The 20,996-nt window shown below is 67.8% G+C and carries 19 protein-coding genes; 14 read left to right on the plus strand and 5 right to left on the minus strand.

The features are described from left to right. Positions 1 to 353: 353 nt before the first annotated feature. Both creB and creC read left to right on the plus strand, forming a co-directional pair. Positions 354 to 1,136 carry a two-component system response regulator CreB gene (creB, locus tag EJO66_RS11850; protein ID WP_124960337.1) on the plus strand — a complete coding sequence of 261 codons (783 nt, stop codon included), beginning with the start codon at positions 354 to 356 and terminating at the stop codon, positions 1,134 to 1,136. Continuing rightward, the gene (gene creC, locus EJO66_RS11855) at positions 1,133 to 2,575 is read left to right on the plus strand and encodes a two-component system sensor histidine kinase CreC (protein ID WP_124960338.1); all 1,443 of its coding nucleotides are present in this window, start codon (positions 1,133 to 1,135) and stop codon (positions 2,573 to 2,575) included. The genes creB and creC overlap by 4 nt, the downstream gene beginning before the upstream one ends. 5 nt (positions 2,576 to 2,580) lie before the next feature. Here creC and EJO66_RS11860 read toward each other — a convergent pair whose 3' ends face one another. The 3 genes from EJO66_RS11860 to creD all read right to left on the minus strand — a co-directional run bounded on the left by EJO66_RS11860 (position 2,581) and on the right by creD (position 7,199). Continuing rightward, a complete protein-coding gene (locus EJO66_RS11860) occupies positions 2,581 to 3,186 on the minus strand; it encodes a hypothetical protein (RefSeq protein ID WP_124960339.1) in 606 nt (201 codons plus the stop codon). An 83-nt stretch (positions 3,187 to 3,269) separates the two neighbouring features. Next, positions 3,270 to 5,678 carry a penicillin-binding protein 1A gene (locus tag EJO66_RS11865; protein ID WP_125965335.1) on the minus strand — a complete coding sequence of 803 codons (2,409 nt, stop codon included), beginning with the start codon at positions 5,676 to 5,678 and terminating at the stop codon, positions 3,270 to 3,272. 48 nt (positions 5,679 to 5,726) lie between these two features. Beyond that, entirely contained in the window at positions 5,727 to 7,199 is a 1,473-nt protein-coding gene (gene creD, locus EJO66_RS11870) for a cell envelope integrity protein CreD (protein ID WP_124960341.1), read from the minus strand. A gap of 208 nt (positions 7,200 to 7,407) precedes the next feature. On the opposite strand from creD, the gene EJO66_RS11875 reads away from it, so the two are divergent. The 8 genes from EJO66_RS11875 (at position 7,408) to EJO66_RS11910 (ending at position 15,893) form a co-directional block, all read left to right on the plus strand. Continuing rightward, entirely contained in the window at positions 7,408 to 9,483 is a 2,076-nt protein-coding gene (locus tag EJO66_RS11875; RefSeq protein ID WP_125965336.1) for a VIT and vWA domain-containing protein, read from the plus strand. Positions 9,484 to 9,500: 17 nt separating this feature from the next. After that, positions 9,501 to 10,430: an exosortase Q gene (gene xrtQ, locus EJO66_RS11880; protein WP_125965337.1), complete on the plus strand. Its 930-nt coding sequence runs from the start codon at positions 9,501 to 9,503 to the stop codon at positions 10,428 to 10,430. After that, positions 10,411 to 10,980 (plus strand): hypothetical protein, encoded by a 570-nt coding sequence (locus EJO66_RS11885; protein ID WP_124960344.1) that lies wholly within the window; start codon positions 10,411 to 10,413, stop codon positions 10,978 to 10,980. The genes xrtQ and EJO66_RS11885 overlap by 20 nt, the downstream gene beginning before the upstream one ends. A 10-nt stretch (positions 10,981 to 10,990) precedes the next feature. Beyond that, on the plus strand, positions 10,991 to 12,265 hold the full coding sequence (locus tag EJO66_RS11890) for a biosynthetic peptidoglycan transglycosylase (RefSeq protein ID WP_124960345.1): 1,275 nt from the start codon (positions 10,991 to 10,993) through the stop codon (positions 12,263 to 12,265). Beyond that, entirely contained in the window at positions 12,262 to 13,014 is a 753-nt protein-coding gene (locus tag EJO66_RS11895; RefSeq protein ID WP_124960346.1) for a GNAT family N-acetyltransferase, read from the plus strand. Before EJO66_RS11890 ends, EJO66_RS11895 begins: the two co-directional genes overlap by 4 nt. 79 nt (positions 13,015 to 13,093) lie before the next feature. Next, positions 13,094 to 13,993: a pirin family protein gene (locus EJO66_RS11900; protein ID WP_124960347.1), complete on the plus strand. Its 900-nt coding sequence runs from the start codon at positions 13,094 to 13,096 to the stop codon at positions 13,991 to 13,993. 75 nt (positions 13,994 to 14,068) lie between these two features. Further along, on the plus strand, positions 14,069 to 15,160 hold the full coding sequence (locus tag EJO66_RS11905) for a flavodoxin family protein (RefSeq protein ID WP_124960348.1): 1,092 nt from the start codon (positions 14,069 to 14,071) through the stop codon (positions 15,158 to 15,160). A gap of 148 nt (positions 15,161 to 15,308) precedes the next feature. Then, positions 15,309 to 15,893, plus strand: a complete 585-nt coding sequence (locus tag EJO66_RS11910; protein ID WP_125965338.1) for a Spy/CpxP family protein refolding chaperone — start codon at positions 15,309 to 15,311, stop codon at positions 15,891 to 15,893. Positions 15,894 to 15,989: 96 nt separating this feature from the next. On the opposite strand, the gene EJO66_RS11915 is transcribed toward EJO66_RS11910, so the two are convergent. After that, entirely contained in the window at positions 15,990 to 16,418 is a 429-nt protein-coding gene (locus tag EJO66_RS11915; RefSeq protein ID WP_124960350.1) for a serine/threonine protein kinase, read from the minus strand. 209 nt (positions 16,419 to 16,627) lie between these two features. Here EJO66_RS11915 and EJO66_RS11920 point away from each other — a divergent pair, with 209 nt between their 5' ends. From EJO66_RS11920 to EJO66_RS11930, 3 genes are read left to right on the plus strand one after another with little or no spacing between them, the layout of a single operon-like run. Continuing rightward, positions 16,628 to 17,410, plus strand: coding sequence for an endonuclease/exonuclease/phosphatase family protein (locus tag EJO66_RS11920; RefSeq protein ID WP_124960351.1), 783 nt, complete (start codon positions 16,628 to 16,630; stop codon positions 17,408 to 17,410). Between the two features lie 30 nt (positions 17,411 to 17,440). Next, entirely contained in the window at positions 17,441 to 18,709 is a 1,269-nt protein-coding gene (clsB, locus tag EJO66_RS11925) for a cardiolipin synthase ClsB (RefSeq protein ID WP_124960352.1), read from the plus strand. Between the two features lie 40 nt (positions 18,710 to 18,749). Then, a complete protein-coding gene (locus tag EJO66_RS11930; RefSeq protein ID WP_125965339.1) occupies positions 18,750 to 19,721 on the plus strand; it encodes a lysylphosphatidylglycerol synthase domain-containing protein in 972 nt (323 codons plus the stop codon). On the opposite strand, the gene EJO66_RS11935 is transcribed toward EJO66_RS11930, so the two are convergent. Next, positions 19,718 to 20,293 (minus strand): acyloxyacyl hydrolase, encoded by a 576-nt coding sequence (locus EJO66_RS11935; RefSeq protein ID WP_125965340.1) that lies wholly within the window; start codon positions 20,291 to 20,293, stop codon positions 19,718 to 19,720. The two genes, EJO66_RS11930 and EJO66_RS11935, sit on opposite strands and share 4 nt — an antisense overlap. 198 nt (positions 20,294 to 20,491) lie before the next feature. Here EJO66_RS11935 and EJO66_RS11940 point away from each other — a divergent pair, with 198 nt between their 5' ends. Further along, on the plus strand, positions 20,492 to 20,989 hold the full coding sequence (locus tag EJO66_RS11940) for a polyhydroxyalkanoate granule-associated phasin (protein WP_124960355.1): 498 nt from the start codon (positions 20,492 to 20,494) through the stop codon (positions 20,987 to 20,989). The last annotated feature ends 7 nt before the right edge of the window (positions 20,990 to 20,996 follow it).

The following is a 20,996-nucleotide window of genomic DNA, read 5'->3' on the forward strand; positions in this document are numbered from 1 at the left end:
TTTCCGGACCGTGTCAAAGGACAACTCTGGGGAGATTTCCGGCACAAGCAGGGCGTTATCCACAGGGCCGGCGCTTCCCGCAATGTTGTCCCTTTTGGCGCGACAGCACAAAAGCGCAGCTGCGCACAGTGACGCGGGCATGACAAGTCCATGTCACGCAAGGGAAAAAGTGCCCTGTCCACAGACCGGCGCTGCCCTTATCTACTACTACTAATTTGAATAAGAGAAATAAGAAATAGAAACGGGGACAGCGCTGCGCCCGAAAAAAAGGCCGTGAACGGCCGCGCCGTGTCCGCAGCGCCACGCAGCCAAACTTGCCTCGCCGATCGGCGCTCGCTCGCTAACATCCGGGGATGAGTTTCAAACCGCGGATCCTGATCGCCGAAGACGAATCAGGCATTGCCGACACCCTCCAGTACGTCCTGAAGAGCGACGGCTTCACGCCGGTCTGGTGCGCCACGGCCGAAGACGCCATCGCGCAGTTCGCACAGGAACCGCCGGCGCTCGCGATCCTGGACGTCGGGCTGCCCGACCTCAACGGCTTCGAGTTGTTCAAGCGGCTGCGCGCGCTGAACCAGTCGCAGGGCGGTGCCGAGGTGCCGATGCTGTTTCTCACGGCCCGAAGCGACGAGATCGACCGCGTGGTGGGGCTGGAACTCGGTGCCGACGACTACATCGCCAAACCCTTTTCGCCGCGCGAACTGGTGGCGCGGGTACGCACCATCCTGCGGCGCAGCGCACGAGCGGCCCCCGGAGCGCCCGCAGGACCGGGCGACGGGGTACCCCCTCGAATTCCGGGCGCGGCGCCTCCAGCGTCCGTCCAGCCCCCCGCAATGCCGTTTGCGCTGGACAACGAGCGGATGCAAATCCGCTACTACGGACGTCTGCTCGAGCTCTCGCGCTACGAATACGGGCTGCTGCGGCTCCTGGTGCAGCGCCCGGGACGCGTCTTCACGCGCGACGAACTGCTGCAGCTGGTCTGGGACGACGCGAGCGACAGCTTCGACCGCACGGTCGACGCCCATGTGAAGACCCTGCGCGCCAAGCTCAAGGCCGTGGCGCCCGAGGTGGAGCCGATCCGCACGCTGCGCGGCACCGGCTATGCGCTGAACGAAGAACTGCCCCCGACGCCGTGAGCCGGCGCACGCGGATATTCATTGGAATCCTGCTGATCTACACGGCGGGCATCGCCTTCCTGCTCTACCGCGTGGTGTCGGACATCGATCCGCGCTACCGCGAATCGGCCGAGGAATCGCTGGTCGAGACTTCGCAGCTCATGGCCAGCCTGGTCGAGCAGGACGTGATCGCGGGCGCCCTCAACACCGCGCGGCTCGAGCCGCTGTTCCGCACGGTCTATGCGCGCGAGTTCTCCGCGCAGATCTACAACCTGCACAAGAACCGCGTCGAGCTGCGCGTGTACGTCACCGACCGCAGCGGCCGCGTGGTGTTCGATTCGCTCGGCAGGCACCTGGGCACCGACTACTCGCAGTGGAGCGACGTGAGCCGCACGCTCGCCGGCCTGTACGGCGCGCGCACCTCGCGCGACGTCGATGGCGATCCGCGCACTTCGGTCATGTACGTGGGCGCGCCGATCCGGTGGAACAACGAGATCGTCGGCATGGTCAGCGTCGGCAAGCCGGTGCAGAGCTTCGGCCAGTTCGTCGAAGACGCCCGCGCACGCACGTTGTGGGTGGGCGTGGGTTCGGGGCTGGCGCTGCTGCTGCTGGCGGTGATCGTCTCGGTCTGGCTGGTGCGGCCCTTCGGGCTGATCTCGGACTACTGGGCCTGGGTGCGTGCGCAGCGCACGCTGAGCCTTTCGCGCATGGCGCGGCGCGCGGTCGATGCGGTGCGCACCGGCTTCAGCGAAATGCGCGATGCGCTGACCGGCCGCAACTACGTGGCCGACTACGTGCAGACCTTCACGCACGAAGTGAAGAGCCCGCTCTCGGCGATCCGCGGCGCGGCCGAGCTGCTGCAGGAGCCGTCGATGCCGCATGCGGAGCGCGAGCGCTTCCTGAAGAACATCGAGCGCGAGACGCAGCGCATCCAGGAAATCGTCGACCGCATGATGGAGCTCACCGCGCTGGAAACCCGCCACGGGCTCGACCGCACGGAGCCGGTGGCGCTGGCTTCGCTGATCGAGGACATCGCCATCAGCGCGCAGCCCGCGGCGGCCAAGCGCAACATCGGCGTGCGCGTGAACATCCGCACCGAGGCCCGCACCGAGGGCGATCCGTTCCTGCTGCGGCGCGCCATCAGCAACCTGCTGGACAACGCGATCGATTTTTCGCCGCAGGGCAGCGAGGTGCTGCTGACGCTGGAAACCACCTCGAAGCTGGCGCGCGTGAGCGTGCGCGACCATGGCCCGGGCATTCCGGACTACGCACAGGAAAAGGTCTTCCAGAAGTTCTATTCGCTCGCGCGGCCGCACAGCCAGAAGAAGAGCACCGGACTCGGGCTGGCTTTCGTGAAGGAGATTGCCGCGCTGCACCGCGGGCGCATCGAGCTCGGCAATGCGGCGCGCGGCGGCGCGGTGGCCACGCTCACGCTGCCGCTGCTGCCGTCACACCACTGAACGGGTCACTGGCCCGTGAGCGCCGCGTAGGCCCTGCGCGTTGCGGGGCTCACGGCCTCGAGCAATTGCTCGTACGAGGTCTTGTGCCGCGCCAGCATGCGCGCCGAGGCCACCGTCTTCGACTTGCAGAACCAGTGGCAGGTGTGCTGCATCAGGAACAGTTCGGCCGACATGGTGAAGGCCTTGGCCTTTGGCGAGCGGCCCGCGTCATTGCGCATGACATCGGCAATGCCGCGCGCGTGGATGGCCAGCGCCTCGCGCAGGTCGAAGGTCGCGGCCGGAAACAGCTTGTGCGCGAAGGGAATGGCCACGGGCAGCTTGCTCACGCGCGCATCCGCCGCGTCGACCCGCGCAAATTCGGCGGCAAAGCTGTCGAACTGGGCCGAGAGCTTTTCCTCGGTGGAGTCGAGCAGGCTCCAGATCTGCTGGCGCCGCTCGGCGTTGTCCTCGCCCAGGCAGCGCAGGTAGCCTTCGGTGAGGCTCTCCATCAATCTTTCGATCTGGTATCTGCCCAGGTGGCTGCCGAGCAGCGCGATGCGCTGGCGCTGGTCCCTGGACTTGAGGATGTAGGCGCCGACGACGATCGACGTCGCCAGGATAAGGATTTCCATGGGGAAAGAGGCGTGGGAAGGTAAAGCGAAAGGAGCCGCACCGAGTGTAGAGACTCGCTACGGCTCCTTCCCGCCATGCCGCCTCAGCGGAAGAAATCGAGGATGCGGTTGCGCTCTTCGGGCTGCGGCGGCGGGCCCAGCGGCGGCGGGGCAGCGAGGGGCGGCACACCCGTGAGTTCTTCGGCCGGCACTGGCGGCGCCTCGCTCTCCACGCCCAGGCTGGCCACGCTGTGGCCCGGCGTGAAGTCGTCGAAGTACCACTCGCCATCGATGTTGACGACGCCCGGCGGCTCGGCAATCTTGCTCACCGGCACGCCCTTCAGCGCGGCTTGCATATAGCCGATCCAGATCGGCAGGCTCAGGCTGCCGCCGGTTTCGCCGCGCACGCCCAGCTGGCGCGGCGTGTCGTAGCCGATCCATGCAATGCCTACCGTCGTGGGCTGGAAGCCCGCGAACCAGGTGTCGAAGGAGTCGTTGGTGGTGCCGGTCTTGCCGAACAGGTCGTCGCGCCTGAGCGCCTGGTAGGCGCGCGCGGCGGTGCCGCCCTTCACCACGCTCTGCAGCAGCGAATCCATGATGAAGGCGTTGCGCTCGGGAATGGCGCGGCGGCTTTCGTCGAGCACCGGCGGCTCGGTCTCGAGCAGTACCTTGTCGCGCAGGTCGGTGATGCGCGTGACCAGGTACGGATTGACCTTGTAGCCGCCATTGGCGAACACCGAATAGGCGGTGGCCATCTGCATCGGCGTGACCGAACCGGCGCCCAGCGCCATCGGCAGGTAGGCCGGATGCTTGTCCTTGTCGAAGCCGAAGCGGGTGATCCACTCCTGCGCATACGGCGCGCCGATGGCCTGCAGCACGCGCACCGTCACCAGGTTCTTCGACTTCATCAGTGCGGTGCGCAGCGGCATCGGTCCCTCGAAGCCGCCGTCGAAGTTCTTCGGTTCCCAGGGCTGGCCGCCCTGGGTGCCCGGCTCGAAGTACAGCGGCGCGTCGTTGACGATGGTCGCGGGCGTGAAGCCCTTCTCGAGCGCGGCCGAATAGATGAAGGGCTTGAAGCTCGAACCCGGCTGGCGCCAGGCCTGCGTCACGTGGTTGAACTTGTTCTTGCCGAAGTCGAAGCCGCCCACCAGCGACTTGATGGCGCCGGTGCGCGGGTCCATGCCGATGAAGGCGCCTTCCACTTCGGGCAGCTGCGTGATCTCCCAGGTGTTCTTCGGCGTGCGGGCCACGCGGATCACCGCGCCGCGGCGGATCTTGATATGGGGCGGTGCCTTCGCCGCGAGCCCCGACTGCGCGGGCCTGAGGCCTTCGCCGGTGATCTGCACGGTTTCGCCGTTCGCGCGCACCGCGTTGATTTCCTTGCTGCCGGCCTCCAGCACCACGGCGGCCATCACGTCGCCGTTGTCGGAGTGCTCGGCCAGCGCTTCGTCCACCGCCTCGTCGACTTCCTTGGGATCGCTCGGCAGGTCGACGAAGCGCTCCGGCCCGCGATAGGGCTGGCGCCGCTCGTAGTCCATGATGCCCTTGCGCAGCGACCTGTAGGCCGCGGCCTGGTCGGCCGCGACCAGCGAGGTGTAGACCTTCATGCCGCTGGTGTAGATGCTGTCGCCGTACTGCGCGTACATCATCTGGCGCACCGTCTCGGCCACGTATTCCGCATGCAGCCGGTCCGGGTCGGCGGCATCGCGCAGGTGCAGCTCCTCCTTCTTGGCCTCGGCCGCCTGCTCGGCGGTGATGAAGCCGGTTTCCTGCATGCGGTCGATCACGTAGAGCTGGCGTGCGCGGGCGCGCCGCGGATTGGCCACCGGGTTGTTCGCGCCGGGCGCCTTGGGCAGGCCGGCCAGCATGGCGGCTTCGGCCAGCGTGACGTTCTGCAGCGGCTTGCCGAAATAAGCCTCGGACGCAGCGGCAAAACCATAGGCGCGATTGCCCAGGTAGATCTGGTTCAGGTAGATCTCCAGGATCTGGTCCTTGCTGAGCTGCTGCTCCAGGCGCAGGGCCAGCAGGATCTCGTAGGCCTTGCGGCTCAGCGTGCGTTCGGAGCTCAGGTAGACGTTGCGCGCCACCTGCATCGTGATGGTCGATGCGCCCTGCTTGCGTCCGCCCTTCAGGCTGGCCACGGCCGCGCGCGCGAAGCCCTTGTAGTCGACACCGCCATGGTCGTAGAAGCGCGCATCTTCCACCGCGAGCACGGCGTCCTTCATGACCTTGGGGATGCTGGCAAATGGCGTGAGCGTGCGGCGCTCCTCGCCGAACTCGCCGATCAGCGTGCCTTCGACCGTGTACACGCGCAGGGGCAGCTTCGGCCGGTAGTCGGCCAGTTCGGAAATGTCGGGCAGCCGGGGATAGATGGCGGCCACCGCAACGACGGCGGCCACCAGCAGCACCAGCGTGCCGGAGCCGAGCGCGATGGCGCTCCACCGCGCCGCGCGCCGCAGCTTCACCGAACGCGGCGAGCGCGCGGGCTCGGTGGAAGGAGAAGAATCGTCCATGGGAATCAGTGGCAAAAAGGTAAGGAAAAAAACAGTCCGTAGCGTTGGTTACACGGACGCGGCCGCCTCAGGTAAGACCGGCTCGGGCGTTCGGGGGTTCCCGGCCGACAGTGCATACCAGTCGACCTTGCGCGTGGCGAGCATCAGCACCGTCAGCATGCCGAATGTCAGCAGGGCGCCGAGCAGCAGCGCATTGCTTTCCGATGCCAGCAGGCCGTAGAGCGCGCCATAGAGTACCGCGACATAGGCTCCGAAGCCCGCGCCGCGTTTCCAGCTTTGCAAGACCGCGCTGAAATAGATGCCGAGCAGCAGCACGCTCGCGCCGGCCGCGCTGGCGTAGGCCAGCGAGAAAGCCAGCTTCTCGGACAGGGCCAGCAGCAGCAGGAAGAACAGCGCGATCGAGAGGCCGACCAGGCCGTATTGCACCGGATGCATGCGCTGCCTGCGGAACAGCTCGAACATGAAGGCCGCCATGATCACCAGGCCGATGAAGAGCGCGCCGTACTTGCCGGCGCGCGTGCTCATCGAATACACGTTGACCGGCTGCGCGAGCGACACGTCGAAGGTCTGCAGCGGGCCGAGGTTGCGTTGCGCATGGTTGGTTGCAACTACGGCTGCCGCCGTGGCGGCATCGCCGCGGCCCGACAGTCCGGCGCGCACCTGCTCGCGTGCGGAAGTCACGAGCGAGGACACGCGCCAGTGCGCATCGAAGCCCTGCGGCGTCACTTCGCGCTGCGTGGCGAGAAAGCGGCCGCCGAAACTCGGATGCGCCCAGGGTGAGCGCAGGTGGGCGGTGGTTTCTTCGGCAATCGGCACCATGGAGAGCGTGTCCTGCCCGACGAGGCCGAGCTTCATCTCGAACGGCAGCGCAGCCTTTGCCTCCCATGCGGCGAGCGCTGCGCCGGTGAGCGGTGCGTGGATGCCATCGGCCAGCGAGGCGTCGTCCGCCAGGCCCGGCACGCGCTGCCTGAAACGCAAGGCCTCGCCGTTCATCGCGATCGAAGGCGAACCATCGATCCCGCGCAGGTCGCTCGTGCCGAAGACGACGAAAGGTGCCTTGAATTCGATGCGCGAATCGGTCTCGCTGTGCGCCACCGATTTGGGATCGAAGGGCGCAAAGCCGCCGCCGAGCGTGGCGTCGAGCGTATAGAACGGAATCCTGAAGATGCCCCGGTAGCGTTCGTGCGGTGCCATCGAACCTTCGATGTGCAGCTTGTCGGGAAACACCACATGGGTCATTTCCTTGCTGCGCGCCTCCTGGCCGATCACGCGGCCTTGCGCATTGCGAAGCGGCTCCATCCAGCGCTCCACATAGGGCACCAGCAGCAGCGGGCCCACCACGGTCTGCGGGCCCGCGTAGGTGGCGGCGAGTTCCGCGGCCGCCTCGCGCTGGCTGTTGCCGCGCTCGCGGTTGATCGCATTGATCTCGGCCAGCGGGATGCACAGCAAGAGCGTGAGCAGCAGCAGCCCGGCCACCTTGACCAGCATCGAACCCTGCAGGGCCTTCAGCAACTGGAACATGTTTTTCTCCTCGTCGATTGTCGAAGCCGCGATGCTCGCCGTGCCATCCGAAGCGCGTGTGAAGCGCAGCCGCCGGCAGACTTCACACAGGCTTCACACAAGGCGGCATCCGCACGCCGGACTTCAAGGAGCCTTCCAATTTCCTTCTCGCGCGGTGCCGACAGTTGCGGCTGTGCAAGTTCGCACGGACACCAACACCCACACCGCCATGGATGCCCACAACTCCACCCGTCCCGGCCGCTGGCTCTGGCTCGCCACCGTGAGCCTGGCCACGGCGGGCTTCGTCGCGCTCAGCCTGAACCCCGTGCATGCCCAGGAAGCACCGGGCCCGCGGCTGAAGACCGAGAGCCCGTACTTCTTCGTGAAGAGCGACGATCCCTCGGTCGACCGCCTGCCGCTCAAGGCCACCGAGGTGGCGGTGAAGATCTCGGGCGTCATTGCTGACGTGACCGTCACGCAGACCTACCGCAACGAAGGCCAGCGCGCCATCGAAGCCAGGTATGTTTTTCCGGGCTCGACCAAGGCTGCCGTGAGCGGCCTCAACGTGCGCCTGGCCGACCGGCTGATCACCGCGCAGATCCGCGAGAAGCAGCAGGCGCAGATCGAATACGACACCGCCAGGAAGGAAGGCAAGACCGCCGCGCTGCTCGAGCAGCACCTGCCCAACGTGTTCCAGATGAACGTCGCCAACATCCTGCCGGGCGACGACGTGAAGGTGGAGCTGCGCTACACCGAACTGCTGGTGCCGCAGTCGGGCAACTATGCGTTCGTCTTTCCCACCGTGGTGGGCCCGCGCTACAACAGTCCGCAGTCGCAGAACGCCCAGGCGAAGTGGGTGGCGCAGCCCACGCTGCGCGCGGGGGTGGCGTCCGGCACCAGCTTCAGGCTCAAGGCCAGCATCGACACGCCCATGGGCCTGAAGGAGGTGCGTTCCTCTTCCCACGCCATCGAGGTGAAGAAGAGCGATGAAGACCGCCATGCCGACATCGTGCTCGCGGCCGACGGCCGGCCGGCGGACAACCGCGACTTCGTGCTCGACTACCGCCTTGCGGGCGAAAGGATCGAATCGGGCCTGATGCTCTACAAGGGCCAGAACACCGGCGGCAGTGCCGAGAACTTCTTTCTCGCGATGGTCGAGCCGCCCAAGGCCGTGGCCGCCAGCGCGATCTCGCCGCGCGACTACATCTTCGTGGTCGACATCTCGGGTTCGATGCACGGCTTTCCGCTCGACACCGCCAAGACGGTGCTCGAACGCCTGATCGGCGGCCTCAGGCCGAGCGATACCTTCAACGTGCTGCTGTTCTCGGGCAGCAACAAGATGCTCTCGCCCAAATCGGTGCCGGCTACGCGCGCCAACATCGAGCAGGCGCTGGCCACCATCCAGAACTACGGCGGCAGCGGCAGCACCGAGCTGATTCCCGCGCTCAAGCGCGTCTACGCCGAGCCGAAGGAAGAGAACGTGTCGCGCACCGTGGTCCTGGTGACGGACGGCTACGTGAGCGTGGAGCGCGAGGCTTTCGAGCTCGTGCGCAAGAACCTTTCGAGGGCCAATGTGTTCGCCTTCGGCATCGGTTCGTCGGTGAACCGCAGCCTCATGGAAGGCATTGCGCGCGCCGGCATGGGCGAGCCCTTCATCATCACCGACCCGATCCAGGCGCCGGAGCAGGCCGCGCGCTTCCGCCGCATGGTGGAGTCGCCGGTGCTCACCAACGTGAAGCTGACTTTCGGCGGGCTCGACGTGTACGACGTGGAGCCGCAGGCGCTGCCCGACGTGCTGGGCGAGCGCCCGGTGATCGTGTTCGGCAAGTGGCGCGCGGACGCCGAGGGCAAGGCCAAGGGCCGCGTCATCGTCGAAGGCCAGGGCGCCAATGGCCCGTACCGCCAGGAACTGCGTATCGACCCGCAACTGCGCCAGGACACGGCCGCGCTGCGCACGCTGTGGGCGCGCCACCGCATTCAGAGCCTGAGCGACCAGGAGACGCTCGAGGGCGGCAGCGCCTTCAAGGAGCGCATCACCGAGCTCGGCCTGAAGTACAGCCTGCTGACCCAGTACACCAGCTTCATCGCGGTGGACAAGGTGGTGCGCAACCCCGCGCCGCAGAACAGCGTGGGCGTGAACCAGCCGCTGCCGCTGCCGCAGGGCGTGAGCGAACTCGCACTCGGCGCCGAGGTGCCGAGCACGCCGGAGCCCGAGACGCTGGGCGCCATTGCCGTGGTGCTGTCGATGCTCGCGATGCTGCGCCGCCGCGCGCGCCGCAACGACCCGCGCCGCTTCACGGCCTGAGCCAGGGAAAAAGAAAAATGTCATTGGCCGCACTCGCCCATCGCCATCCGCGCATCGTGGATTGGGGCATCCACGTCGACCGTGCACCGGCTGCCGGCTGGCTCGCACTGCAATTCGCCGCGCTCGCGCCGACCTGGGCCTGGATGGCCCGGCGCCTGCGCGATGGCTCCGACGATCCGCTGGGCCTGCTGGCGCTGGCCGCCCTGGCTGCGCTGGCTTGGCATTGCCGGCGCGAACTGCGGGCCGCGCCGCAGCTGGGCTGGCTGGCGCTGGCCGGCGCCGGCACCGTGCTGGCGACCGTGCTGCGCACCGGGCTCGGCGCCCTGCCCGCGCTGCCGCCGCTCGCCGCGGGCCTGGTGGCCGTGCTGGCGCTGGCCTGCGGCCTGCTGGCCTTCCTGCCGCGGCGCGTGGCCGTGCTGCCGGTGGCCGGCCTGGCGGTGCTTGCGCTGCCGCTGCTGTCGTCGCTGCAGTTCTATGCAGGCTATCCGCTGCGCGTGATCACGGCCGAGGCGAGCCGCTGGCTGCTGGCGCCGGGCTTCAGCGTGGCGCGCGAGGGAAGCAGCCTGGTGGTCGATGGCCGGCTGGTGATCGTCGACGCGCCGTGCTCGGGCGTGCAGATGGTGTGGCTCGGCTACTTCACGGCCTGCGCGGTTGCGCTCTGGGCCCGCCAGAGCGATCGCGGCTTCCTGCGCCGGCTGCCGATGGTCGGCCTGCTGGTGCTGGGCGGCAACATCCTGCGCAACAGCGTGCTGATTGCATTCGAAGGCGCAGGCCATCCGCTCGCGCCCTGGGCGCACAACCTGCTCGGTCTGCTGGTGCTGGCCGCGGTATGCAGCGGCATCGCCCGCCTGATGGTGCCGATGCGCGCCGTGCCCCCGTTCGCCGACCGGCCGATCCCGGGCCTGATCACCGCGCAAGGAGGCCGCCATGTCGACACGGTTCTTTGAGGCGCTGTTTGCCAACCATTTCATCAACCGCATCGGCCACAAGACGGCCTTCGCGCTCGCGATGCTGCTGTGCATGCTGTGGTCGACCGCGGCGGTGCTGCGCGCGCCGCCCGAGCCTTCGATGGCCATGGCCTCGCATGAATGGCCCAGCCAATGGGACGGCGTTCCATTGCGGCCACTGGCGCTCGGCGACGTCGAGCAGCGTTTTGCCGACCGCTTTCCGGGCGCCATCGGCCGCATGACCGACGGCACGCAGACGATCGTGATGCGTGCGGTGAATGCCCCCACGCGCATGCTGCATCCGGCGGCCGACTGCTACCGCGCGCTGGGTTTCCGCATCGAACAGGCGCGGCTCGAACGCGATGCGCAGGAGCGGCTGTGGCGCTGTTTTGTTGCGCAACGGCACAGCACGCAAAAGATCCGTGTCTGCGAGCGCATCGTCGATGCCGAAGGCACGTCTTTCACCGACACTTCAGCCTGGTACTGGGCGGCGGCCAGTGGACGCTCGAGCGGTCCGTGGCAAGCTGTGACGGTGGCGAGGCCGATGTGATGAGAGTTTTGTGAAACAGTTTCTGCGATTCGTGATCTACGGGCTGCTGGCCCTTGTGGTGACAACCTGCGTTGCTATCTTCCTGATAGTGAAACTGGTGCTTGCGCCGGCGGCGGGGGAGTGGAGCACCACGGTCGAGGCCGGCCCGCTGCGCATTGCCGTGGGCGTGCCCACGGCGGTGCGCCTGGCCACCTCGTCCTGGTTCGCGCCGCGGCTGGACGGACATTCGTTCGACAGCCGGTTCGGCACCCTGCATTTCGCCTGGAAGGAAGCGACAGGCGTGCTCGAAGTGCGCTGCTCGCCCTGCAGCGCCGAGGTTGCCGCGCTCGGCACGCAGCCGATCGTGTTCGAGGGCCTGGTCGCCACCGTGAAGCGGGACGGCAACACGCTGGGCGGCACCATCGAGGCCACGCCGCGCAGCGCCGAGGCCGCCGCCATGCTCCAGGGCCAATGGGAAGGACACCTGCCACCCAAGGGAAAGGGCCTGCAGCTCAGCGCCGACATCAAGGACGCGCCGATTGCCCGCTGGTATGCGGTGCTCGCGCCCAACCTGCCCGAACTGCAGCGCGCCCGCATCGGCGGCACGCTGGCGTTGCGCGGGCAGGTCGCGCTGCCCGAGGCCACGTTCGCGGTGCAGCCCACCGTGAGCCAGTTCACCGTCGAGGGGCTGGGCACCGAAGCCATGCTGGGCGCGCGCACCAGCTGCGGCGCGCCATCGAAGCTGGCCAACGACAGCTGGCTGGCGCGCGCCGTCATCGCGGCCGAAGACCAGCGGTTCTTCACCCACGCCGGTTACGACCTGGCGGAGATCGTCGCGTCGATCGACAACAACCAGAAGGAAGGCCAGCCCAAGCGCGGCGGCAGCACGCTGACGCAGCAGCTCGCCAAGATGCTGGTGACCGGCAGCGACCGCACGGCGGAACGCAAGCTGCGCGAGCTGCTCTACGCGGTCGAAATGGAGCAGACCCTGGGCAAGGCCCGCATCCTGCAGCTCTATCTGGACAACGCGCCGTGGGGCGGCAACCTGTGCGGCGCCGAAGCCGCCGCCCGGCGCTATTTCAAGCGTTCCGCGCGCAGCCTGGAGCCTGCGCAGGCGGTCTGGCTCGCGTCCATGCTGCACAAGCCGCAGGCGGTGCTCGAGCAATGGCGGCGCGACGGGCAGATCGACCCGGACCGCACCAAGTGGGTCGCCGAGAGCGTGCGCGGCATCAGCCGCAACCAGCGCGAGGCATTGCTCAAGAGCGTGGCGGCCGCCAGATTCACGGCGCCGGAGGCTTTCCCATGAACGAGGTTGAAGCCATCGAGCGCGCCACCGTGGCCGCCGTTTCGCCCCTTGCCGTCGAAGAGCTCGACGGCTGGCTGCTGCCCTTCGACGACGGCACCGTCAAGCGCGCCAGGTCGGCCGTTCCGCTGCACCGCGAGCCGGTCGCAGGCCGCACGATCGACCGCATCGAGGAGCGCTACGACCGCCGGCAGTTCGTGCCCGCGTTCCGCCTGGCCGATGTGCCCTCTTTCGTGGCGCTGCAGTCGGAGCTGGAGCAGCGGCACTACGTCGGGGACTCGCCGACCTGCGTGCAGATCGGCTCCGCGAGGCGCATGCGCGAGGTGGTGCCGCCTGGCGCCGCGCTGGCCGATGTCGACCTTGCCCCCGACGACGCCTGGGCCACCCTGTTCCTCGGCGAGGGCTTCGATCCCGTGGATGGCGCCCACCGCGTGCGGGCGCTGTCGCGCGCCCAGGACTCGCTCTACGCCAGCGTGCGCGAGGGCCGCCGAACCGTGGCGGCAGGCGCCATGGCCTTCGGCCACGGATGGGCCAGCGTGCACGGCATGCGAACCGAGCAGTCCCACCGCGGCAAGGGCCTGGCCGGACGCGTGCTGGCGGGCCTTGCGCGGGCCGCGCTCGAGCGCGGCTTCGAGCGCGTGTTCCTGCAGGTCGACGCACACAACACGGCCGCCCATGCGCTCTATCGGCGCGCCGGTTTCTCGACGCAGTGGCAGTACCGCTACTGGCAGCGCCAGCAGTGGCCGCGCTGAAGCCGCGCCGAGGCGCCAGGACCGGTTCGGCAATTCCTCCCGGGTGGCGCGGTCGGGCCGTTAGTGCCACCATGGCTGCATGACGAATGCAAACCACCACGCCAACCACCCGACCGATCCCGTGGCCACCCCGCGAGGCATCGACCACATCGTGGCCGGTGTTTCCACCAGCGATGGCGACGGCGTCAAGCTCACCCGCGTGCTGCAGCAGCCGCTGCAAAAAAGGCTCGATCCCTACCTGATGCTCGACGCCTTCGGCAGCGACAACCCGGGCGACTACATCGGCGGCTTTCCCAATCATCCGCACCGCGGCTTCGAAACCGTGACCTACATGATCGCGGGCCGCATGCGGCACCGCGACAGCGCAGGCCACGAGGGGCTGCTGCAGAACGGCGGCGTGCAATGGATGACGGCCGGCCGCGGGCTCGTCCACAGCGAACTGCCCGAGCAGGAGGACGGCCTGATGGAGGGCTTTCAGCTCTGGCTCAACCTGCCTGCCAAGGACAAGATGCGCGAGCCCTGGTATCGCGACATCCAGAGCGAGGAAATCCCGGAATACACCACCGCCGCGGGTGTGCACGTGCGCGTGATCGCGGGCGCGAGCCATGGCATCGAGGGCGCGGTGCGGCGCGAGCACACCGAGCCGCTGTACCTCGACATCACCCTGCCGCCTGGCGCCGAATTCGCCCAGCCCCTGCCCGACGACCACAACGCGCTGGTGTATGCGTTCCGCGAATCGGTGTGGATCGCGGGCAGCGAGGTGCCGACGCGCCGCATGGCCATTCTTGCGAACGACCCCGGCAGCGATGGCGTGGTGCTGCGTGCCGGGGCCACCAACCACAGCCCGGCGCGCGCATTGCTGATTGCCGGCAAGCCGCTGCACGAGCCGATCGCTCAATACGGCCCCTTCGTGATGAACACGCAGGAGCAGCTGAAGGAGGCCGTGCAGGACTTCCAGAGCGGCAAGTTCGGCGGTTGATGTAGTCGCCGGCCTACCGCAAATCGGCATCGCCCGCAGGTCACGGGCGCACGCATGGGGCATAGATTGACTGCCATGCCCCACCGCACGATCAAAGCCCCGGAGGTCCGCAAGGGACAGGCACCCGAAACGCTGAAGCGCGGCCAGTTCCACGAGCGCTTCATGCAGCCGTTCCAGGACCCCGCCTTCCAGGCTGAAAAGGCTGCGCTGCAGCGCATCGAGCTCATCGCATGGGAGGCCTACGAGCAAGGCCGCAAGGCACCCGTCACGCGCAAGGCCGGCCCCGGCCACGCCGACCCCGACTACGAACTTTCCGTCGACTGGCTCGAAGCCAGAGCGCGCATCGATGCGGCGCAGGCCGCCTGGGGCCGGGCGCAGACGAAGTCGCGCGTGCTGCTGATCAACGGCTCGCCGCGCAACGACGGCACCTGCCCGGGCGAAATCTCCAAGACCTGGCGGCTGCTGCAGCTCGCGCGCGAGGTGCTCGATGGCTGCGGCATCGACGTCGACGTGCTCGACCTGAGCCTGCTCGCCTCCGACTACGGGCGCCATATCCATCCCTGCAAGGGCTGCGTGTCCACCGCCATGCCGCTGTGCCACTGGCCCTGCAGCTGCTATCCCAACCATGCGATGCGCCAGACCGGCGACTGGATGAACGAGATCTACGAGCGCTGGGTGGCGGCGCATGGCGTGATCGTGTTCACGCCCACGCACTGGTACCAGTCGGCCAGCCCGCTCAAGCTCATGGCCGACCGGCTGGTGTGCGCCGACGGCGGCAACCCCGACCCGACCAGCACCCACGGCAAGAAGCCCGACGAAGCCAAGGCCCTCGAACTCCAGGGCTGGGGCTATCCCAAGCACCTGGCGGGACGGGTCTACGGCGTGGTGGTGCACGGCGACGTGGCCGGCGCCGAGAGCCTGCGGCGCAACCTGTCGGACTGGCTCGACTGGATGGGCCTGATCGACGCGGGCGCGCAGGCCCGGCTCGACCGCTACATCGGCTACTACGAGCCCTACGCCACCAGCCACGACAGCCTCGATGCCGACGAAGGCGTGCAGGAAGAAGTGCGCAACGTGGCCCGCGCCGTGGCGCTGGCGGTGGGCGAGCTGCGCTCGGGCAAGCTGCAGGCGCCCGACCGCGGATTGAAGCCACCAAGGCCCAAATAAGTCACGCTGCGGGCGGTGAAAGGCCTGCGCGTTCATGATTCTTTACGCACGCTCACTTCCGGCTCACCGCGCCGATACAGAGGTCTTCCACACTTCGTCTCACCTGCTGCCCATTGGCGGCGGGCTTCTTCGAAAGGAAGCACTTCTCATGATCTCTCTTCGCCAACGCATCATCTGGGCCAGCCTTCTGGGCTCGGCTGCCCTCGCCTCTTCGGGCGCCTTTGCACAACAGGCCCCGGCGGCACCCGTCACTTCGTCCTCCACGCCCGCGGCTGCCGTTGCGCAGGCCGAGGACAGCGCAGCACCCAAGGCGCAGCGCAAGCGCATGGATCCGGCACAGCGCATGGAGCGCATGCAGGAGCACCGCGCCAAACGGCTTGCCGCGCTGAAGGAAAAGCTCAAGCTGAACGCCGGACAGGAAAGCGCGTGGACCAGCTTCGCAGCGGCCAGCCAGCCGCCGGCCGGGGCCCGCGCGCAGCGCATGGACCGTGCGGAATTCGCCAAGCTCACCACGCCCGAGCGCCTGGAGCGCATGCAGGCCCGCCAGGCCGAGCGCAGCGCCAGGTTCGCCAAGCGCGCCGAGGCCACCAAGGCTTTCTATGCCGCGCTGACGCCCGAGCAGCAGAAGACCTTCGATGCCGAAACGGTGCATGCCGGCATGCACGGCCACCGCGGCCATCATGGTCACGGCGACCACGGCGGCCAGCATTCCGCGGCGCCTGCCAAGAGCTGACCTGCAGACAGTGCGCCCGCGCCGGTGCACACGATGAAAAGCCCGCGATGCCTCGAGCACCGCGGGCTTTTTTCGTACATGGTCGTAAATGGGCGCCTATTGAGGCGTGCCGGTCTTTTCGGTCGGGTTGGTGGGCACGTCCGGCCGCTCGCCTGGCTGGCCGAACTGGGGCTTGGGCTTGCGGGCCAGCTGGCTCACCTCGGCGCGCGACATCTCGCCGGTGGGTTGCGGCATGGCGTTCGGCTGTCCGTTCACGGTGGTGCTGGCCTCGCCCTTGGGCACCAGGTTGTTGGTGTTGTTGCGATTGTGGGCGCGTGCCTCGGCCTTCACGGCTTCGCGCGACACCGGCATGCTGGCGTCGGGACGCTGCGGCGGGTTGGGCACGCCGGCGGGTGTCTGCGTGCTGGCCTGGCCGCCCACGGCCGGGTCCGGCTGGGCGGGTATCGACGTGGCTTGCGCCATGGCGGCACCGGCCGCGGCCATCAGGCCGGCCAGCGCCGTGGCGCCAAGGATTGCGTGCTTCATGGTGCGTTCCTTTGGAAAATGAGGATGAAGAAGACCGCCGGCTTTTTTGCTGCGGCTTGAAAACCACCGTAGGAGGCCCCGGATGCGGCCCGTGTCGGGGTGCGGCAGGCCTGCCTGTAGGAGCCGGCCGTCCCGTCGCGAAAGGCGGTGAAGAAGGTGGCGCGTTCCTACAGGCGCGACGGGCGCGGCAACGTACAACCTCAAGACCGATGTCTTCCTCCCCGATTCCGCTTGCCTCCGCGGCGCCGACCTCGCTCAAGGTCATGACGGTGAACACCCACAAGGGCTTCACCGCGCTCAACCGCAAGTTCATCCTGCCGGAGCTGCGCGACGCGGTGCGCACGGTGGGAGCCGACGTGGTGTTTCTGCAGGAAGTGCTCGGTACCCATTCGCGCCATTCGCGCAAGGTCAACAACTGGCCCGAGGCGCCGCACTATGAATTCCTCGCGGACACCATGTGGCCGCAGTTCGCCTACGGGCGCAACGCCGTGTACCCGAGGGGCCACCACGGCAACGCGGTGCTGTCCAAGTTTCCGATCGTGCATTTCCGCAACCACGACGTGTCGGTGGCCGGGCCCGAAAAGCGCGGCCTGCTCCATTGCGTGCTGCGCCTGCCGGGCCGCGCGGTCGACGTCCACGCGATCTGCGCGCATCTCGGCCTGGCCGAGGCGCACCGGCAGCAGCAGCTCGAACTGCTGCTGCACATCGTGCGCGACGAGGTGCCCGCCGATGCGCCGCTGATTGTGGCGGGCGACTTCAACGACTGGCGCGGCCGTGCCCACCAGGTGCTGGAGGAAGGTGCCGCGCTGCGCGAGGTTTTCGTGCATGCGAACGGCTCGGCCGCCAAGACCTTTCCGGCGCGCTTTCCGCTGCTGTCGCTGGACCGCATCTATGTTCGCAACGCGGGCGTGCACGCGCCCGTGGTGCTGCCGCGCAAGCCCTGGTCGCACCTGTCGGACCACGCACCGCTGGTGGCGAACATCGATCTTTGAAGCGGACCCCCATGACCTGCGGTGAACGCCATGGATAACGTCGGCCAGTGGGTGGGCGGCAACCGCATCGCGCTGCTCGAGAACGGGGAGGAGTTCTTCGCGCGCGTGTTCGATGCCATTCGCCAGGCGCAGCGCGAAGTCATCATCGAGACCTTCATCCTGTTCGAGGACAAGGTGGGCCTTGCGCTGCATGCCGCCATGCGCTCGGCGGCCCGGCGCGGCGTGAAGATCGACCTGATGGTCGACGGCTTCGGGTCGCCCGATCTCTCGCGCGAATTCATCGCGCAGCTGAGCGCCGTGGGCGTGCGGGTGCGGGTGTTCGATCCGGGGCAGCGCATCCTCGGCCAGCGGCTCAACGTGTTTCGACGGATGCACCGCAAGATCGTGGTGGTCGATGGAGAACTCGCGTTCGTGGGCGGCATCAACTATTCGGCCGACCATCTGCTGGACTTCGGACCCAAGGCCAAGCAGGACTACGCGGTGGAGTTGCGCGGGCCCGTCGTGGCGCAGATCCACCAGTTCGTGCTGCGCGCCATCGCGCTCGGCGACAAGGGGCCGCGCTGGTTTCGCCGCCGGCTCAAGCAGGCGCCGCCCGTCGACCGGGAGCCCGTCGGCGATGTGGAGGCGGTGCTCCTCACGCGCGACAACCGCCGCCACACCGGCGACATCGAACGCGAGTACCTGGCCGCGATCCGCGCCGCGCGCAAGCGCATCGTGATTGCCAACGCGTATTTCTTTCCCGGCTACAGGCTCATCAAGGAGCTGCGCCGCGCTGCCCGGCGCGGCGTGGATGTGCGGCTCATCCTGCAAGGCGAGCCCGACATGCCGATCGTCAAGACGGCCGCCACCATGCTTTACCACCATCTGCTGCATGCGGGCGTGCGCATCTACGAATACTGCGACCGTCCGCTGCATGCCAAGGTCGCGCTGATGGACGACGAGTGGACCACGGTCGGCTCGAGCAATCTCGATCCGCTGAGCCTGTCGCTCAACCTGGAGGCCAACGTGTTCGCGCGCGACAAGGCTTTCAACCAGCTGCTGTGGGAGCGCATGGACAAGCTTATGCGCGAGAGCTGCCAGCAGATCGGCGCGGCCGACCTGGAAAACGGATGGAGCGGTTGGCGGCTGGTACGCAGCTTCTTCATCTTCCACTTCCTGCGCTGGTATCCGTCGTGGCTGGGATGGCTGCCGCGGCAGGTGCCGCGCCTCACCCTGGCCGAGGCCACCGAGCTTGCCGGGAAGCGCGAAAAGCGCGAGGGCGCCGGCGACAACGGGGCCACGCCGACGGAAGCGGCATGAGCGCCCGCCGGCCGTTCCGAAGGAGCATGGAGGCCGCCCAGTGAGCACACGCACCGCGAGACTTGCGCACAGGCCCTGGTGGCCCTGGCTGCGGCGCATCGCAGTCTGGGCCTTCTTCGCCCTGATCGCCTGGCTGCTCGTGAGCCAGGCGCGTTCCATCGACTGGCAGGAGGTGTTCGACGCCATGCGCGCGCTGCCTGCGGCCACGCTGTGGCTGGCCGGTGCGCTGGCCGCCGGCAGCTTCACCACCTACAGCACCTACGACCTGCTGGGCCGCCATCTCACGCGCCACCCGCTCGGCGCCCGCACCGTCATGGGCGTGACTTTCATCAGCTATGCCTTCAACCTCAACCTCGGTTCGCTGGTGGGCGGCGTGGCATTCCGCTACCGGCTCTATTCGCGCCTGGGCCTTCCCAACGGCACCATCACGCGCGTGCTCGGCTTCAGCATGCTGACCAACTGGCTCGGCTACCTGGTGGTGGCAGGGGTGGCCTTCTGCTTTTGGCCGCTGGCGCTGCCGGCCGAATGGAAGGTCGGCAACGGCGGGCTGCGCATCCTGGGCGCGGTGCTGCTGCTGCTGGCCGCGGCCTACTTCGTGCTGTGTGCCCTGGCCAGCGGGCACGTGTTCCGGCTGCGCCACTATCCGTTCAAGGTGCCGTCCCTTCGGATGGCCTTGCTCCAGCTGGCGATGTCGTGCCTGAACTGGGCGCTGATCGGCAGCGTGATCTGGGTCCTGCTGCAGGGCGAGGTGGCCTATCACGCGGTGCTCGCGGTGCTGCTGGTGGCCGCGGTGGCGGGCGTGGTCACGCACGTGCCGGCGGGTCTGGGCGTGCTGGAGGCGGTGTTCCTTGCCCTGCTCTCGCACGAGGTGGCGCAAGGCCGGCTGCTGGGCGTGCTGCTGGTCTACCGCGGGCTCTACTACCTCCTGCCGCTCGGCGTGGCCACGGTGGCGTACTTCGTCACTGAATTGCGTGCGCGGCGCTGGCGGCATGCCACGCCGTCGAAGCGCTAGAAGTGATAGGTGTAGCGCAGCCGGACAAAGTTTTCGCCCGGGTTGGGCTTCTTGATGCCGGCATTCGAAAAATGCTGCAGCCGCAACGTCAGTTCGTGCTTGCCGTTCTCGCCGAAGCTGCGTCCCACGCCCAGCACTTCGGTGAACTGGAACGCGGTGCTGAAGGTGCGGTCGGGCGTCCTGTAGAGGTGGTCCATCACCGTGCCGCCGACGCCGCCTTCGGCAAACCACGGCGAACTGCCGCTGTCGAAGCGGTAGCGCCACGTGTAGATCGCGCCGATCTGCGTGTAGTTGCGCGAACCGCTGCCCAGGGCCGGCGCATGCCAATGGCTCGCGAACAGATCCCAGTACGAAGTGAGTGCCCCTTCGTGCACCGGCTGGCGCGGCGACCACGGCAGCGTCACGCCCACCGTGGCCGATTCCGTGCCGCCCTTGTCGCCATGCGGCGCATGGCCGCCCTCGAAATAAAAGCCGCGTGCGCTGTCTTCGAACGCATGAGCCTGTGCGCCGAGCAGGCTCAGGACGCCTGCGAACACGGCGGACCCGAGGGACGCGGACCTGTGTGCTTTCATGATGTGGTTGTTGTCTTCAAATAATGAAAGAAAAGAAATAATTACTTTCCCCTGCAGTCCGCGCCGAGGGTCGAAGCTATTGCCATGTCGAAAAGTAGGACTTGTTCAACAAAATTGCAGAGTCGATTTTGTTGCGATGCAGCAATTGCTGCGGCTCGCGCCTATAGTGGTGTTCATCCGTCCTCATAGATCGCGCCCATGCCATCCCTCACCTCTGTCGCCCGCCTGTCCAACCCGCTGATGCTGTGGGTCGACGTGGCCCTCAAGACCCAGGAGATGCTGCTGTCCTCCGGGTCCGTGATCCAGATGCGCACCGAGCGCATCGCCAAGGCGGGGCTCGCGCCCAGCGCGGCCGATCTCGCGGAGTTTCAGCTCATGGGCGATGAAAAAATCGCCGCCGCGGGCGAATCCGGGGCCGCCATGGTCAGGCAATGGCACAGCAGCCATGTCTCGCTGGCGAACCGCGCGCTGCAGCATTGGCTTCTGAGTGCCGGGGCTTTTCTGTCGATGGCCGGCAGCGTCACCCCCGCACAGGCCGCGCAGCGCAGCGATGCCTTCGTCCAGGCTACGGCCCGGGCGGCGGGCACGGCCAGCCGGCTTTCGGGCGCGGCAGTGCGCATTGCACGCGAAGGGCTGAAGCCGATCCACGCCGCAGCCACCTCGAACGCCCGGCGGCTGGCCGAGCTGCGCGACTGACCGGGCG

It is taken from the genome of Variovorax beijingensis (genome assembly GCF_003951285.1).
In the GTDB taxonomy this organism is placed as follows: domain Bacteria; phylum Pseudomonadota; class Gammaproteobacteria; order Burkholderiales; family Burkholderiaceae_C; genus Variovorax; species Variovorax beijingensis.